The sequence below is a fragment of the Sphingomonas quercus genome (assembly GCF_018863195.1).
GTDB classification, from domain to species: Bacteria; Pseudomonadota; Alphaproteobacteria; order Sphingomonadales; family Sphingomonadaceae; genus Solisphingomonas; species Solisphingomonas quercus.
In genome coordinates this window covers 135,765-149,641 of sequence record NZ_JAHKRT010000004.1, presented here as the reverse complement: position 1 = coordinate 149,641, position 13,877 = coordinate 135,765, and the positions used below count along the sequence as shown (strand labels likewise).

At 69.4% G+C, this 13,877-nt stretch carries 14 protein-coding genes; 5 read left to right on the top strand and 9 right to left on the bottom strand.

Features of this window, described 5'->3' with window-relative positions; genetic code table 11:
- Positions 1-47 precede the first annotated feature (47 nt).
- The 8 genes from KOF26_RS09105 to KOF26_RS09070 all read right to left on the bottom strand — a co-directional run bounded on the left by KOF26_RS09105 (position 48) and on the right by KOF26_RS09070 (position 7,586).
- The gene (locus KOF26_RS09105; RefSeq protein WP_216323508.1) at positions 48-1,028 is read right to left on the bottom strand and encodes a hypothetical protein; all 981 of its coding nucleotides are present in this window, start codon (positions 1,026-1,028) and stop codon (positions 48-50) included.
- Positions 1,025-2,401, bottom strand: coding sequence for a glycosyl transferase family protein (locus KOF26_RS09100; protein ID WP_216323505.1), 1,377 nt, complete (start codon positions 2,399-2,401; stop codon positions 1,025-1,027). The genes KOF26_RS09105 and KOF26_RS09100 overlap by 4 nt, the downstream gene beginning before the upstream one ends.
- An 84-nt stretch (positions 2,402-2,485) precedes the next feature.
- Complete coding sequence (rpoN, locus tag KOF26_RS09095) at positions 2,486-4,027, bottom strand: RNA polymerase factor sigma-54 (protein ID WP_216323502.1); 1,542 nt, start codon at positions 4,025-4,027, stop codon at positions 2,486-2,488.
- A 1-nt stretch (position 4,028) separates the two neighbouring features.
- On the bottom strand, positions 4,029-4,805 hold the full coding sequence (gene lptB, locus KOF26_RS09090) for an LPS export ABC transporter ATP-binding protein (protein ID WP_216323500.1): 777 nt from the start codon (positions 4,803-4,805) through the stop codon (positions 4,029-4,031).
- A gap of 118 nt (positions 4,806-4,923) precedes the next feature.
- Positions 4,924-5,469 (bottom strand): LptA/OstA family protein, encoded by a 546-nt coding sequence (locus tag KOF26_RS09085; protein WP_216323498.1) that lies wholly within the window; start codon positions 5,467-5,469, stop codon positions 4,924-4,926.
- Positions 5,466-6,113: an LPS export ABC transporter periplasmic protein LptC gene (lptC, locus tag KOF26_RS09080; protein WP_216324048.1), complete on the bottom strand. Its 648-nt coding sequence runs from the start codon at positions 6,111-6,113 to the stop codon at positions 5,466-5,468. The genes KOF26_RS09085 and lptC overlap by 4 nt, the downstream gene beginning before the upstream one ends.
- 30 nt (positions 6,114-6,143) lie before the next feature.
- Positions 6,144-6,761, bottom strand: a complete 618-nt coding sequence (locus KOF26_RS09075; protein WP_216323497.1) for a ribonuclease D — start codon at positions 6,759-6,761, stop codon at positions 6,144-6,146.
- 42 nt (positions 6,762-6,803) lie between these two features.
- Positions 6,804-7,586, bottom strand: a complete 783-nt coding sequence (locus tag KOF26_RS09070) for a TerC family protein (RefSeq protein WP_216323495.1) — start codon at positions 7,584-7,586, stop codon at positions 6,804-6,806.
- A 217-nt stretch (positions 7,587-7,803) separates the two neighbouring features.
- Here KOF26_RS09070 and KOF26_RS17305 point away from each other — a divergent pair, with 217 nt between their 5' ends.
- Positions 7,804-8,628 carry a cold-shock protein gene (locus KOF26_RS17305; protein ID WP_216323492.1) on the top strand — a complete coding sequence of 275 codons (825 nt, stop codon included), beginning with the start codon at positions 7,804-7,806 and terminating at the stop codon, positions 8,626-8,628.
- 81 nt (positions 8,629-8,709) lie between these two features.
- Here KOF26_RS17305 and KOF26_RS09060 read toward each other — a convergent pair whose 3' ends face one another.
- On the bottom strand, positions 8,710-9,846 hold the full coding sequence (locus tag KOF26_RS09060; protein ID WP_216323491.1) for a zinc-binding metallopeptidase family protein: 1,137 nt from the start codon (positions 9,844-9,846) through the stop codon (positions 8,710-8,712).
- A gap of 83 nt (positions 9,847-9,929) precedes the next feature.
- Between KOF26_RS09060 and KOF26_RS09055 the strand changes: the two genes are divergently transcribed.
- The 4 genes from KOF26_RS09055 (at position 9,930) to aroC (ending at position 13,828) form a co-directional block, all read left to right on the top strand.
- Positions 9,930-10,922 (top strand): DnaJ C-terminal domain-containing protein, encoded by a 993-nt coding sequence (locus KOF26_RS09055; protein WP_216323488.1) that lies wholly within the window; start codon positions 9,930-9,932, stop codon positions 10,920-10,922.
- A gap of 73 nt (positions 10,923-10,995) precedes the next feature.
- Positions 10,996-11,928 carry a YihY/virulence factor BrkB family protein gene (locus KOF26_RS09050; protein WP_216323485.1) on the top strand — a complete coding sequence of 311 codons (933 nt, stop codon included), beginning with the start codon at positions 10,996-10,998 and terminating at the stop codon, positions 11,926-11,928.
- A gap of 9 nt (positions 11,929-11,937) precedes the next feature.
- Positions 11,938-12,741, top strand: a complete 804-nt coding sequence (gene fabI / locus KOF26_RS09045; RefSeq protein WP_216323482.1) for an enoyl-ACP reductase FabI — start codon at positions 11,938-11,940, stop codon at positions 12,739-12,741.
- A 13-nt stretch (positions 12,742-12,754) separates the two neighbouring features.
- A complete protein-coding gene (gene aroC, locus KOF26_RS09040; RefSeq protein ID WP_216323480.1) occupies positions 12,755-13,828 on the top strand; it encodes a chorismate synthase in 1,074 nt (357 codons plus the stop codon).
- The last annotated feature ends 49 nt before the right edge of the window (positions 13,829-13,877 follow it).

Genomic DNA, 13,877 nt, shown 5'->3' with positions numbered 1-13,877 from the left:
GTCCGAACCCAAGAGCGGCGAGGGCGCGGATCGCCGCGCCAGTGGAGCTAGAACGCCGTGGCGAGGGTAAGGGCGAGGCTGTTGCCCGGCGTGGCACCGCCCGCGATGCGGAGGCGGCCGTCGAGCGCGGCGGTGACCCCGTCGGACAGGCGCAGCGTCGCCTGCGGGCCGATGTCGAGGCGGGCGGCGCCGGGCTGGGCCGCGCCCCACAGGCCGGCGCCGATCCGCGCCGCCCCCGTCGCCATGCCGAGGCGCACCGCCCCGTCGGCGAAGCCGTCCCGATGCCGTATGCCGACCACGCCGATCTGGGCATAGGCGTCGAGCCTGAGCGGGCCGATTCGCGCCTCATCTATGCCGCCGGCCGCGAAGATCGACCAGGCGTCGCGACCGGCGGCGTCGAGCGCGACGCGCCGCTCGGCCGACAGGCTTAATCCCCGACCGGCGAGCGGCGCCCAGCGCAGGCCCAGCGCGGCCTCCGCCCCCTTGCCATGCAAGGCGCGCGAGGCCCGCGCCGTCGCCGCGACGCTGCCGATCGCGTAGCTGAGTCGCGCGAACGCCTGTCCGCCGCCGAGCTGCGTGCCGGGCGCCAGCCCCGCGCCCGCGCCGTCGCGAAGGAAGAGATAGGCCTCGCCGCTGATGCGGGCGTGAGCCCATCCGGCCGGCGTCGGCGGGATCGGGGCCGGCGCCACCGGCGCTTCGACGCTCGTCTGCGGTGGCGCTGGTGGTGACGGCGGCAGCGGCGGTGGGGGTGGCGCTTCGGTGGTCGCGGCCCTCGTCGCCTCCCGGATCGCCAGCGGGGCCGCGGCCAGAGTCGCGGGCGCGCTTGCCGCCTGTCGCGCGCGCGGCGGCAAGGGTCGCGGCGAAGCAACGGGCGAGGTGGGCGCGGTGGCGGCGGCGAGGCGGAGCGGCGCGTGCGGGACATGGGGCGGCGCCTGGAGGCGCGGGGCCGTGGGGAACAGCGCGAACACCCGGCCGCCCATCCACAGGATGATCACCGCGGTGAGGAAGCGTAGCGGCGTGACCCTCATTCGTCCGGCACCAATTGCGGGAAGTGATGATCGGTCTTTTCCCAGCGGACCATGCCGTCGCGGCGCGCGCGCAGATAGTCGCGCACCGCGCGCCGCGCCGCGATCATGTCGATGATGTTGCCGACGATCATGCGCGGCATCGCCCGCGCGGCCTCGGCCCAGCCATAGGCCAGCCGGACGAAGGCGAAGCGCGCCGCCATCCGCCAGCCGAGCATCGCGACATTGACCGCAAGCACCAGCCGCCACCCCGGGCCGATCGGCAAAGGCCGGATGCCCAGCGCCAGACACAGGCCCCATAGCAGCAGCGCGGCATAGCCCGCCGCCAGCACCACCGCCGCGAGTGGCGCGCGCCGGTCGCGCAGCCGCATCCAGCGCTCGGCCAGTCCGCCCCGCCAGCCGAGCCGGTCCCAGCCATTCAGCGCAATCCCGGCCATCCACCGCGCCTTTTGACGCACGGCGGCGTCGAGCGTGCCGGGGAAATGCTCGCGCACCGCCACCGTGCCGCGTCTGCCGATGCCGGGCAGGCGCACGAACGCTGCCCGGCCACCGGCCTCGTGGATGCGCAAGCCCAGCTCATAATCCTCGGTGAGGCTGCGCTCGTCGAACGGCCGGCCGTGATTGGCGGCGGCCACCCAGTCCATCGCCCGGCGGGAGAAGGCGCAGCCGACGCCCGCGGAGGGCAGCGCCGCGCCGACCGCCTCGCGCACCACCATCGTCTTGCTGTGCGCTTCGGCAAAGGCGTCTGCATAATGGCCCGCGATCCAGCGCGAGCGCGGGTCGAGCATCGGCAGCACGGGCAGCTGGATGAGGTCGCGCCGCTCGATCAGGCGATCGAAGATGCGCAGCTCGGCGGAATGGACGACGTCTTCTGCATCGTGCAGCACGATCGCCTTGGCGCGCACGCCGTCCTTCGCCTCGTCGGCGAGAAGCGCCCGCCAGAGGTGATTGAGGCAATCGGCCTTGGTGGTCGGGCCGGGCCGGCCGCACACGACCAGCCTCAATAGCGTGGACTGCGCCGCCAGCGCGGCGACCACGCCGGTCGTCGCCGGATCGTTCGGATAGCAGCCGACATAGAGCCGGAAGTCGCCGTCACCGAACCGGCTCAGCGTGGTGCGCAGCATGGCGCCGATCACCGTCGCCTCGTCCCAGGCGGGGATGAACACGGCGATTCGCCCTGGCTGGCGCGGCGGGGCGATGGTTGCCGCGCAGGCGCGCCTGTGTCGCATGAACCAGCGGCGGCGGGTGGTCCGGCAGATCCAGATCAGGTCGACGGCCAGCTCATCCAGCCCGCCGATCAGGAAGCCGGCCGCCGCGAACAACAGCAGTTCGCGCGCGGCAAGGCTGGTCAGCCAGGAGATATCGCCCGTTTCCATGGGCTTGCACTGGCAGAAAGACGTTCCGGATGCGAAACCAATTTCCCCCCTGCCCGGAATTGGGACAGGCCGCGTCCGGGCCTGTCAGCCCTGCCCGGACAGCGTCTTCTGGCGGCGGCGCTGGACCGAAGAGCCGAGCCCGATCGCCTCGCGATATTTGGCGACAGTGCGGCGGGCGATGTCGAACCCGCGCGCCTTGAGCAGGTCGACCAGCGCATCGTCGGAGAGGATCGCGTTGGGCGGCTCCTCGGCGATCAGCCTGGCGATGTGGCTCTTCACCGCCTCGGCGGACACGGCATCGCCGTCGCCGGAGGCAACGCCGCTGGTGAAGAAATATTTGAGCTCGAACAGGCCACGCTCGCACGACAGATATTTGTTCGACGTGACCCGGCTCACCGTCGATTCGTGCATGCTGATGGCGTCGGCAACGGCCTTCAGGGTCAACGGGCGGAGATGCTCGACGCCATGGGCGAAGAATGCCTCCTGCTGCTTCACCAGCTCGGTGGCGACCTTCATGATCGTGCGGGCGCGCTGATCCAACGCCTTGATCAGCCAGTTCGCCGAAGCCAGGCAATCGGCGAGCCACGCCTTGGAGCCGCGATCCTGCGAGCCGGAGGCCAGCTCGGCATAATAGCTGCGGTTGACGAGCACACGCGGCAGCGTCGCCGCGTTGAGCTCGATCGCCCACCCGCTGCGCGTGCGGGCGACGAACAGATCCGGCACCACCGCGGCGGGCGACGAGGCGCCGATGCGCAGGCCGGGCTTGGGATCGTAATTGCGCAGCTCCCGGATCATGTCGGCGAGGTCCTCCTCGTCGACGCCGCACAACCGGCGCAGCTGCGGCAGCGCGCCGCGCGCGAGCAGATCGAGGTTGGCGATCAACCGCGCCATGCACGGATCGTAGCGATCCACCTCGCGCGCCTGGATGGCGAGGCACTCGGCGAGGCCGCGCGCGCCGACTCCGGTCGGATCGAAGCGCTGGATGCCGGTCAGCACCGCTTCCACCCGAGCCGGCGGTACGTTCAGCCGCGCCGCGAGTTCGGGCAGGCTGGCGGTGAGGTAGCCGGCCTCGTCGATCTGATCGATAAGATGTTCCGCGATGAGCAGGTCGAGGCCGGAGAAGGTGGCGCCGGCCTGCGCCATCAGATGCTCCTGGAGGGACATGGCGGCCGCGGCCATCGCGTCCAGATCGGGCGCCTCGCCGCTTGCCGCCGCGCCCGTGGAGGACAGGCCGCCATCCATGCCACGGCCGCCGTCCGGCTGATCGATGGCGCTGTCGTGGTGGAAGGTCTCCGCGCTGTAATCGACGTCGAGCGGGCCATCGCCGATGCCGTCGCCGCCGCTGACGAGCTGGTCGGCCCCGGCCGGCTCCGGCTCCCAGTCCGGCGCCTCGCTGCCGTCCTCGCCGCCGCTGTCGCGCTCGCCCGGCCCGCCGCCGTCGCGATCGGCCGGATCGGGGCGGTCGTCATTGCCGGCCTCGAGCAGCGGGTTGCGCTCGATCTCCTCGGCGATGAAGCCTTCCACCTCGAGGTTGGACAGCGCCAGCAGCTTGATCGCCTGCTGGAGCTGAGGCGTCATCACCAGCGCCTGCGACTGGCGCAGGTCGAGGCGGGGGCCGAGGCTCATTTCAGAGCTCGAATCCTTCGCCGAGATAGAGCCGGCGGACGTCGGGATTGGCCACCAGATCGCGCGGGCTGCCCTGGAACAGCACCTTGCCGTCATAGATGATGCAGGCGCGATCGACGATGTCGAGCGTCTCGCGGACATTATGGTCGGTGATCAGCACGCCGATGTCGCGGCGCTTCAGGTCCTTCACCAGATCGCGGATGTCGGCGATGGAGATCGGGTCGATGCCGGCGAACGGCTCGTCGAGCAGCATGATCGAGGGATTGGCAGCGAGCGCGCGGGCGATCTCGCAGCGCCGCCGCTCGCCGCCGGAAAGCGCCGTCGCCTTGGCGTCGCGCAGCCGCTCGAGATGGAATTCGGCGAGCAGGCCGTCGACCCGCTCCTGCCGCGCGTTGCGATCCGGCTCGGCCATCTCGGCGACGGCGAGGATGTTTTGCTCCACCGTCATGCCGCGGAAAATCGAGGTCTCCTGCGGCAGATAGCCGAGGCCGAGGATCGCGCGCCGATACATGGGCAGGCCGGTAATGTCCTCGCCGTCGAGCAGGATGCGGCCCGCATCGGGCCTGACCAGGCCCATCACCGAATAGAAGCAGGTCGTCTTGCCGGCGCCGTTCGGCCCGAGCAGGCCGACCACCTCGCCGCGCGCGACATCGAGCGAGACGTCGGACAACACTTGCCGGCGATCATAGGATTTGGCGATCGAGACGATCGACAAGCCGGAATTCGCGATCCCCGGACGAGCCGGGTCGCGAAGATCCACTGTGCCGACGTCGTTCATAAACCCTCGCTGCAACGCAACTGCCGCCTACAGCGGCGGAATCTGGCGCGCTTATTGCATAACCTCGTCACAGCCGAAAGATGTCGCACCCGCGAAATGCGCCGGCGCGCCGGCCATTCTATCGGCTTTGCGGCTGGTCCTGGCGTTTCGGCACGGTGAAGCGGCCGGTGACGCGCCCGCCCGCCGCGGCGCTGCCGCCGCCGACCGCCGAGCCATCCATCGTCGCCCGGCCGGAATTGAGATCATAGACCATCCGCCCGCCGCTCACCTTGTTGGTGCCGCGCGTCAGCGTGACGCCGCCGATCATGGTGATGATGCGGCGGTTGAGATCGTAGATGGCGAAGCTGGAGCGCGCCGTCTCGCTCGGCGAGACGAGGGTGACGCCGCCGCTCGCGTCCAGCCGCTGGATCTGCGGATCGCCGCCATTCTGCCCGGGCAGATAGGCCGCCGTCATGCGCGGCGCGGCGAGCGACAGATCGCCCTGCTGGGCGCGGACATTGCCGGTGAGGATGGCGCGATTGGCCTTGTCCTGCACCTCCAGATGATCGGACGAGACATCGACCGGCGCATCGCTGTCATGGCCCTTGAGCGCGCCGATGCCCTGGCCGAGCGCGGGCGCCGCGGCGAGGATCAGGGTACCGAGCAAGGCCAGGCGGCGGATCATCGCGCCGCCCTGCCCCGGCGCTGGGTGATATGCAAGCGCACGTTGCCGTCGAGGTTGAGCGTGCGCGCCTCGAGGTCGCCGGAGAAGCGATTCGAGCTGAACCGGCCGAGCGGGATCACCCCATCCACCGGCGCGGCGCTTTTCAGCTGGCGCGAATCGAGATTCACGGTGACGTCGCGGGTCTGGATGACGGAGCCATCGGCGCGGGTGAAGCGCACCGGTCCATTCACGTCGACCATCTCGGTGTTCATGTCATAGCGGCTGGTCGGCGCAACGAGATTGGCCGGCCCGTCCGACAGCATGATGCGCGCCGACAGGTCGGACAGCTTCACCACCGGATCGGTGGAGGTCGCCTGCACCGCCGAAGCGGCGCGCAGCTGGAAGGGCTGCCCCTTGCGGTCCTCGCCGCGATAGACCGCCTCGGACACCCGCATCCGTTCCTGCGCCACTTCGACGCGATCCTTGGCGAGGACGAAGGACACGTCGCGCCCCGCCGTCAGGGGCGCCACCGCCAGCAGCGCGGCGAGCACGCCGATCGCGGCCGGCAGCGCGATGCGCGCCGCCGAGATCAGCCGATCGTGGCGGCCGCCCGGCGCCGCCCAGCGCCGACGCTCGTCACGCTGGCGGCCCGCCTCGGCGGACATGGGGGTGAGGGCGGACTCGGCCATCGCAGCTCAAACGTGCGCGAAGATGTCTATTTCCGGCCAGCCGGCGAGATCGAGCTCGGCACGGGCCGGCAGGAAATCGAAACAGGCCTGGGCGAGCGCGGTGCGGCCCTCGCGGGCGAGGCGCTGGTCGAGCTCGGTGCGCAGCCGGTGCAGATAACGCACGTCGGAAGCGGCATAGTCCTTCTGCGCGTCGGACAGCTCCGGCGCGCCCCAATCCGACGATTGCTGCTGCTTGGAGATTTCCTGGCCGAGCAGCTCGCGCACCAGCTCCTTGAGGCCGTGGCGATCGGTATAGGTGCGGATCAGCCGCGAGGCGGTCTTGGTGCAATAGACCGGCGCCGCCACCACGCCGAGATAATGGCGGATCGCGGCGATATCGAAGCGCGCGAAATGATAGAGTTTGAGCCGGTCCGGATCGGCGAGCACGGCGCGCAGATTGGGCGCGGCATAGTCCGAACCGGGGCCGAAGCGGACGAGATGCTCGTCCCCCCGCCCGTCGGCGATCTGGACGACGCACAGCCGGTCGCGCGGGGTGATGAGGCCCATGGTCTCGGTGTCGACGGCGACGGGACCGGGCGCCAGCACGTCGGCGGGCAGGTCCTCTTCGTGGAAATGAACGGTCATCCGGCCCGAATAGGCGCGGGGCCGTGTCGCTTCAATGCCCGTTTAGCGTGTTCGCGCTCGCCGCCGCCGCCGCTGGAAGATGTTCAGCGTCTCGACCAGCGCCGAGAAGGCCATTGCCGCGTAGATATATCCCTTTGGCACATGCACGCCGAAGCCGTCCGCGATCAGCACCGCGCCGATCATCAGCAGGAAACCGAGCGCCAGCATCACCACCGTCGGGTTGCGGCCGATGAAATTGGCCAGCGGGTCGGCGGCGATCATCATCAGCCCCACCGCGAGGATCACCGCGGTGATCATGATCGGCAGATGATCCGTCATGCCCACCGCGGTCAGGATCGAATCGATCGAGAAGACCACGTCGAGGGCGAGGATCTGGACGATCGCCGCGGCAAAACCGGTGGTGGCGCCGCCGGACACGACCGGCGTGGCGACCTCGGCGTCATGCTCCATCTGGTGATGGATTTCCTTGGTGGCCTTCCAGACCAGGAACAGGCCACCGGCGACGAGGATCAGGTCGCGCCAGGAAAAGGCCGTCTCGAAGGCCGGCGTGCCATGATCGCCGGGCGGGCCGACGAGGCCGAGATCGAACACCGGCGTGGTCAGCCCGACCAGCCAGGAAATGGCGAAGAGCAGGGCGAGGCGCATCACCAGCGCCATGCTGATGCCCAGTCGGCGCGCCTTGCTGCGCTGGGCTTCGGGCAGCTTGTTCGACAGGATCGAGACGAAGATGAGGTTGTCGATTCCCAGCACCACCTCCATCACCACCAGGGTGAAGAGGGCCGCCCACGCGGCGGGGTCGGCGAGGAGTGTTGTGATCTGGCCCATGGCGTCGTTTCTGCCGGCCGGCCGCCCTGTGCGCAAGCCGGGCCGGGCAGGCCTTGCGGCAAACCCAAAGAATATGTTCTGAAATGCCTCGCGAAGACTGTTATTTTGCGCTATGCCTCGTATTGGCACGTATTCTGTTCCGTGCCGGAAGGATCGCGCGCGGCGCCCGGCGCGTACGTCCTTCGATATGATGGGGCGAGTAGGAATACGACACGGCATGAGTTTTGATCGAGGGCGTCGTGGGCAGCGCGGCGGCAGGGACAAGCGCGACAGTTTCGGAGACGACAACTACTATGGCGGCGGTGGCGGCGGTGACCGTTTCGGCGGTGGCGGCGGCTATGGCGGCGGTGGTGATCGCTTCGGTGGTGGCGGCGGCTATGGCGGCGGCGGCGGTGGCGATCGCTTCGGCGGTGGCGGCGGCGGCGGCTACGGTGGTGGCGGCGGTGGCGGCTTCCGCGGCGGCGGTGGCGGCGGCTTTGGTGGCGGCGGCGGCGGTGGCCGCGGGATGCCCGCCCAGGTCATCGGCGAAGGCAAGGGCGTCGTCAAATTCTTCAACGGCCAGAAGGGCTTCGGCTTCATCGTTCGCGATGATGGCGGCGAGGATGTGTTCGTCCACATCTCCGCCGTCGAGCAGGCGGGCCTGACCGGCCTCGCCGAGGGCCAGCCGCTGGACTTCACCCTCGTCGATCGTGGCGGCCGCGTGTCCGCTACCGATCTGAAGATCGAGGGCGAGCCGCTGCCGGTGACCGATCGCGCCGCGAGCCCGCGTCCTGCCGGTGGCCCCGGCGGCGCAGGTGGCGCCGGCGGTCCGCAGCGCCAGCTCACTGGCGAGCGCGCCACGGGCACGGTGAAGTTCTTCAACGCGATGAAGGGCTTTGGTTTCATCCAGCGCGACGATGGGCAGCCCGATGCCTTCGTCCACATCTCCGCTGTGGAGCGCGCCGGGATGAGCAGCCTCAACGAGGGCGATCGACTCGCCTTCGAACTGGAGGTCGATCGCCGCGGCAAATATGCGGCGGTGAACCTGCAGCAGTCCGAATAGTCCCTCTCGCACTACGGAAAAGCGGCCCGGCCTTCCTTTGAAGGCCGGGCCTTTTTCTATGCCGGGTTCCCGAGTCGGCTCCTAATCGGCCGGCATCTCGACGGCGTGGCCCAGCGTGGCGATCATCGCGGCGAGGCTCGCTTCCTCGGGCCATGGCTCGCCGCGGGCGGCCGCGCACATCCGGTTGACGAAATCGAGCTTCACCACCACCCCGGGCGTCAGGCGGAATGGGTAGAGGTCCGGCTGCCCCATCGACCTGTTGATGGCGTTGAGCGCGAAGGCGAATGGGATCCAGCGCCCGGCCAGGACCGCCGTCTGCGCGCGATAGGGATCGAAATCGACCGCCGGCTCGCCCAGCCCCGGCTCGTCCATTCCCATGCCGAATTCGCCGAGCGTCGCCAGCGTGTCGACGATGTGCAGGAAATGGGCGAAGGTTTCGGCGAAATCCTCCCATGGATGGGCGGTGGCATAGTCGCTGACATGGGTTTCGCTCGCCGTGGCGGCGCCGGCGCCGCGGTGGCGCGCGTGGTGGGCCGAGAGCGCCGCCCGATAATCCTGCCGCTCGTCGCCGAACAGCGCGCGAAACCCTTCCAGCATCGGGCCGCGCTCGATCAGCCGCGACCAATAGTGATGGCCGACCTCGTGGCGGAAATGGCCGAGCAGCGTGCGATAGGGCTCGCCCATCTCGCGGCGGATGCGCTCGCGCGCGACATCGTCCGCCTCGATCAGGTTGAGCGTGACGATGCCGCCCTGATGGCCGGTGGGCAGGACCGGCGGCCGCCCCTGTTCGGCGGACCGATCATAGAGGAAGGCGAAGCCGAGGCCGTCCGCCGGCCGCTCGACGCGGTTTTCGAGCGGAAGGCCGAGTCGGATCAGCGTGCGGATCAGCCTTCGCTTGGCTTCCTCGATCTTGCGCCAGCGCTCGAGCACGCCGGGCACGGCGAGGTCGGGGATGATGCGATTGTGCCGGCAGGCGCGGCAGCGATCCTCCGTCGCGTCCCGTTCGACCAGCCAGTTGCAGGCGCCATAGCGAGCATTGGCGCAGGGCCGCAGCGCCAGGCCGTTGCCGTCCGGACCGCGCCACAACCCCGCCTCGGTGTCGAGGAACAGGAAGGCGTCGGCGTCCGGCCGATAGGCAACGGCATGGCCGCAGCTCTGGCAGGTCCGGGCCTCGAACTGGAGAAGCTGGCGGCAGAAGGGGCAGGGGAAGACGGCCATGTCGCCCCCGGGAACGCGTGCGCGCCGGCTTTGGTGCCGTAAGGCCTTGATCCGCCGCGCGGCCCCCCGCATATCCGGTCGTCATGGATCTCTACCAGAAGCTGGGCGTACCCCGGAACGCCGACGAAGCCGCGATCAAGAAAGCCTATCGCAGCCTCGCCAAGCAGCTCCATCCCGATCGCAACAAGGACAATCCCAAGGCGGCGGAGCGCTTTGCGGACGTCACCCAGGCCTATGACCTGCTCTCCGACAAGGACAAGCGCGCCCGTTACGACCGCGGCGAGATCGATGAGGCCGGCAATCCCAAGGCGCCGTTCGGATTCGGGACCGGTGGCATGGGTGGCGGCATGGGCGGCGGTGGCTTTCGCTCCGGCCGCGGCGACGATGGCGGCGCGGCCTTCGAGTTCGGCACCGGCATGGGCGGCGATTTCAGCGAGATACTGGACGGCATCTTCGGCGGCGGCGGCGGTCGCGGCGGCGGCAACCCGTTTGGCGGCATGGGCGCGGGCGCAGGCGCCTATGGTGGTACCGGGCGCGGTCGCGCGGCGCCCCGCGGGGCGGACGTGTCCTATCGCCTGCCCGTCCCGTTCGAGGAGGCGGTGGCGCTCAAGGAGCAGCGCGTCACCCTGTCCAACGGCAAGACGATCAATCTCAAGCTCACCGCGGATGCCGTCAACGGCACCCCGATGCGGCTCAAGGGGCAGGGAGATGCCGGCCCGGGCGGCACCGGTGACGCGACGGTGACGGTCGACGTGCAGCCGCACCGCTTCTTCACGCGCGATGGCGACAATGTCCGTCTCGATCTGCCGGTGCGGCTGGACGAGGCGGTGCTCGGCGCGCGGGTGAAGGTGCCGACTGCGGAGGGGGCGGTGATGCTGAAGGTGCCGGCGGGGTCGTCCTCCGGCAAGGTGTTCCGCGTGCCGGGCAAGGGCTTCCACACCCGCGACGGCGGACGTGGCGACCTGCTCGTGACCCTCATCATCGATCTGCCGGCGGACGATGCGGCTCTCAAGGCGTTTGTCGAGGGCTGGACGGCGGAGCGCGACCGCAATCCGCGCAGCGCGCTCGGCGTCTGAACGACAACCGTCCGGCAACCCCGTTGCCGCCCGGCGCGTATTGACTGCGGCAACAGGGGGGTTCGGCGCGTCAATGTCACCAGAAAGCCCCGAAGCACGCGCCGAACGGCAGAAGCATGGCGAGGCGCCCCGCGTCACCGAAGCGACCGGCTGGCCGGTCCGGGCCTGGGAGGTGACCCGGCGGGTCGCCATCGGCGTCTATTCGGACGGCTTCATCCACGCCGGCAATCTCGCCTATCTGGCGCTGCTCACGGTATTTCCGTTCTTCATCGTCGCCGGCGTGATCGCCTCGCTGCTCGGGGGCAATGCCGATGTGATCGGCGCCGTCGCCTATTTTCTCGATACGCTGCCCGGCGAGGCGGCCGAACTGTTGCGCCAGCCGATCGGCGACGTGCTGGCCGCGCGCGCCGGCTCGCTGCCGCTGTTCGGCGCGCTGATCGGCATCTGGACGGTTGGCAGCTTCATCGAGACGATCCGCGACATCTTCCGCCGCGCCTACGGCACCCCCTACAGGCGCGCCTTCTGGCGCTATCGCCTGGGGGCAATGGCGGCGACGGTGATGTCGGTGATCCTCGCGCTGATCGCCTTCCTGGTGCAGGGCGTGCTGCTCGGCGTCGAGCAGTTCGTCTATCGCCTGCTCCCCTGGGCGCAGGACGTGGCCGGCTGGATCCGCCTGTCGCGGCTGATCCCCGACGCGGTGATGTTCGGCGCGCTCTACATGCTGTTCTACACCGTCACGCCGTCCCGATATCGCGACGGCGAGTGCCGCAAATGGCCCGGCGCGCTGCTCACCACCTTGTGGTGGGTGGCGGCGACGGCAATCCTTCCCTTGGCGTTGGCCCAGCTTGGCGGCTACAGCCTCACTTATGGAGGATTGGCGGGCGTTATCGTCACCCTCTTCTTCTTCTGGCTCGTGGGGCTGGGCATCGTCGTCGGCGCGCATCTCAATGCGGCGCTGGCGGAAGCGCCCGGCGCGGGCGTAAAGGAACCGCCGGTTCAGGGGTAAGGAGCAAAGATGGCCGGTCTGATGCAGGGAAAACGGGGTCTGATCATGGGCCTCGCCAATGATCGCTCGCTGGCCTGGGGTATTGCCAAGGCGCTTCGCGCGCAGGGTGCCGAGCTCGCCTTCAGCTATCAGGGCGAGTCGCTGGAGCGGCGCGTGCGCCCGCTGGCAGCCGAGCTGGGCTCGGATTTCCTGATCGATTGCGACGTCGCCGACATGGCTCAGCTTGACGGCGCCTTCCAAACCCTCGCCGCGCGCTGGCCGACGATCGATTTCGTCGTCCACGCCATCGGCTTTTCGGACAAGAACGAGCTGCGCGGCCTGTTCGTCGACACCAGCCTGGAAAACTTCCAGATGACGATGAACATCTCCGCCTACAGCCTCGTCGCGGTGACGCGGCGCGCCCGGCCGCTGATGCCGGAGGGCGGCGCGATCCTGACGCTCAGCTATTATGGCGCCGAGAAGGTGGTGCCGCACTACAACGTCATGGGCGTCGCCAAGGCGGCGCTGGAGACGAGCGTCAAATATCTCGCCATGGATCTCGGCCCCGAGAAGATCCGGGTGAACGCCATCTCCGCCGGCCCGATCAAGACGCTGGCCGCCAGCGGCATCGGCGACTTCCGCTATATCCTCAAGTGGAACGAGCTCAACTCGCCCCTGCGTCGCAACGTGACGATCGAGGATGTCGGCGGCGCCGGCCTCTATCTCCTCTCCGATCTGTCCAGCGGCGTCACCGGCGAGGTGCATCATGTCGATGCCGGCTACAATGTCATCGGCATGAAGGCCGAGGACGCCCCCGACATCGCGCTCGCCTGAGATCGCGCAGTCGATGTCCTGGAACAGCTTCGGCCGCGTCTTCCGCTTCACCACCTGGGGGGAGAGCCATGGCCCCGCGCTCGGCGTGGTGGTCGATGGCTGCCCGCCGGGACTGACTCTCGCCGAGGCGGACATCCAGCCCTGGCTGGACAAGCGCCGGCCGGGCACGTCGCGCTTCACCACCCAGCGGCAGGAGCCGGATCAGGTCCGCATCCTGTCCGGGGTGTTCGAGGGCCGCACCACCGGCACGCCGATCAGCCTGATGATCGAGAATGTCGACCAGCGCTCCAAGGACTATTCGGAGGTCGCGCTCGCCTATCGTCCCGGTCATGCCGACTATGCCTATGACGCCAAATATGGCTTTCGCGATTATCGCGGTGGCGGGCGCTCCTCGGCGCGCGAGACGGCGGCGCGGGTGGCGGCGGGCGCGGTGGCGCGGGCCGTGATTCCAGAGGTTTCGATCCGCGCCTATCTGGTCGAGCTCGGCGGCGACGCCATCGACCGCAGCGCATTCGACGACGCCGAGATTGATCGCAATCCCTTCTTCTGCCCCGACGCGGCGGCCGCGCAGCGCTGGGAGGCGATCATGGACCGTACGCGCAAGGCTGGCTCCTCGGTCGGCGCGATCGTGGAATGCGTGGCGACGGGCGTGCCCGCCGGCTGGGGCGCGCCGGTCTATGCCAAGCTGGACAGCGAGCTTGCCGCCGCCGCCATGTCGATCAACGCGGTGAAGGGGGTGGAGATCGGCGACGGTTTCGCCGCGGCGCGGCTCACCGGCGAGCAGAACGCCGATCCGATGCGCCCGGGCGCCGATGGACGTCCGGAATTCCTCGCCAACCACGCCGGCGGCGTGGCCGGCGGCATCGCCACCGGTCAGCCGGTGGTGCTGCGCGTGGCGATGAAGCCTACCTCGTCGATCCTGACCCCGGTGGAGACGATCAGCCGCACCGGCGAGGCGAGCGAAATCCGCACCAAGGGGCGGCATGACCCGTGTGTCGGCATTCGCGCGGCCCCGGTGGTCGAGGCGATGATGGCACTTGTCCTCGCTGACCAGAAGATGCTCCATCGGGGGCAAGTTGAGGGCTGAATCGTCACGTCTTCTGCGACGAGGCGTGCTACTAAGGCGGTATAACCCG

Bases quoted from the DNA above. Each gene is read 5' to 3' on its own strand.
- KOF26_RS09105 (WP_216323508.1), bottom strand. From the start codon at position 1,028: ATGAGGGTCACGCCGCTACGCTTCCTCACCGCGGTGATCATCCTGTGG.
- KOF26_RS09100 (WP_216323505.1), bottom strand. From the start codon at position 2,401: ATGGAAACGGGCGATATCTCCTGGCTGACCAGCCTTGCCGCGCGCGAA.
- rpoN (WP_216323502.1), bottom strand. From the start codon at position 4,027: ATGAGCCTCGGCCCCCGCCTCGACCTGCGCCAGTCGCAGGCGCTGGTG.
- lptB (WP_216323500.1), bottom strand. From the start codon at position 4,805: ATGAACGACGTCGGCACAGTGGATCTTCGCGACCCGGCTCGTCCGGGG.
- KOF26_RS09085 (WP_216323498.1), bottom strand. From the start codon at position 5,469: ATGATCCGCCGCCTGGCCTTGCTCGGTACCCTGATCCTCGCCGCGGCG.
- lptC (WP_216324048.1), bottom strand. From the start codon at position 6,113: ATGTCCGCCGAGGCGGGCCGCCAGCGTGACGAGCGTCGGCGCTGGGCG.
- KOF26_RS09075 (WP_216323497.1), bottom strand. From the start codon at position 6,761: ATGACCGTTCATTTCCACGAAGAGGACCTGCCCGCCGACGTGCTGGCG.
- KOF26_RS09070 (WP_216323495.1), bottom strand. From the start codon at position 7,586: ATGGGCCAGATCACAACACTCCTCGCCGACCCCGCCGCGTGGGCGGCC.
- KOF26_RS17305 (WP_216323492.1), top strand. From the start codon at position 7,804: ATGAGTTTTGATCGAGGGCGTCGTGGGCAGCGCGGCGGCAGGGACAAG.
- KOF26_RS09060 (WP_216323491.1), bottom strand. From the start codon at position 9,846: ATGGCCGTCTTCCCCTGCCCCTTCTGCCGCCAGCTTCTCCAGTTCGAG.
- KOF26_RS09055 (WP_216323488.1), top strand. From the start codon at position 9,930: ATGGATCTCTACCAGAAGCTGGGCGTACCCCGGAACGCCGACGAAGCC.
- KOF26_RS09050 (WP_216323485.1), top strand. From the start codon at position 10,996: ATGTCACCAGAAAGCCCCGAAGCACGCGCCGAACGGCAGAAGCATGGC.
- fabI (WP_216323482.1), top strand. From the start codon at position 11,938: ATGGCCGGTCTGATGCAGGGAAAACGGGGTCTGATCATGGGCCTCGCC.
- aroC (WP_216323480.1), top strand. From the start codon at position 12,755: ATGTCCTGGAACAGCTTCGGCCGCGTCTTCCGCTTCACCACCTGGGGG.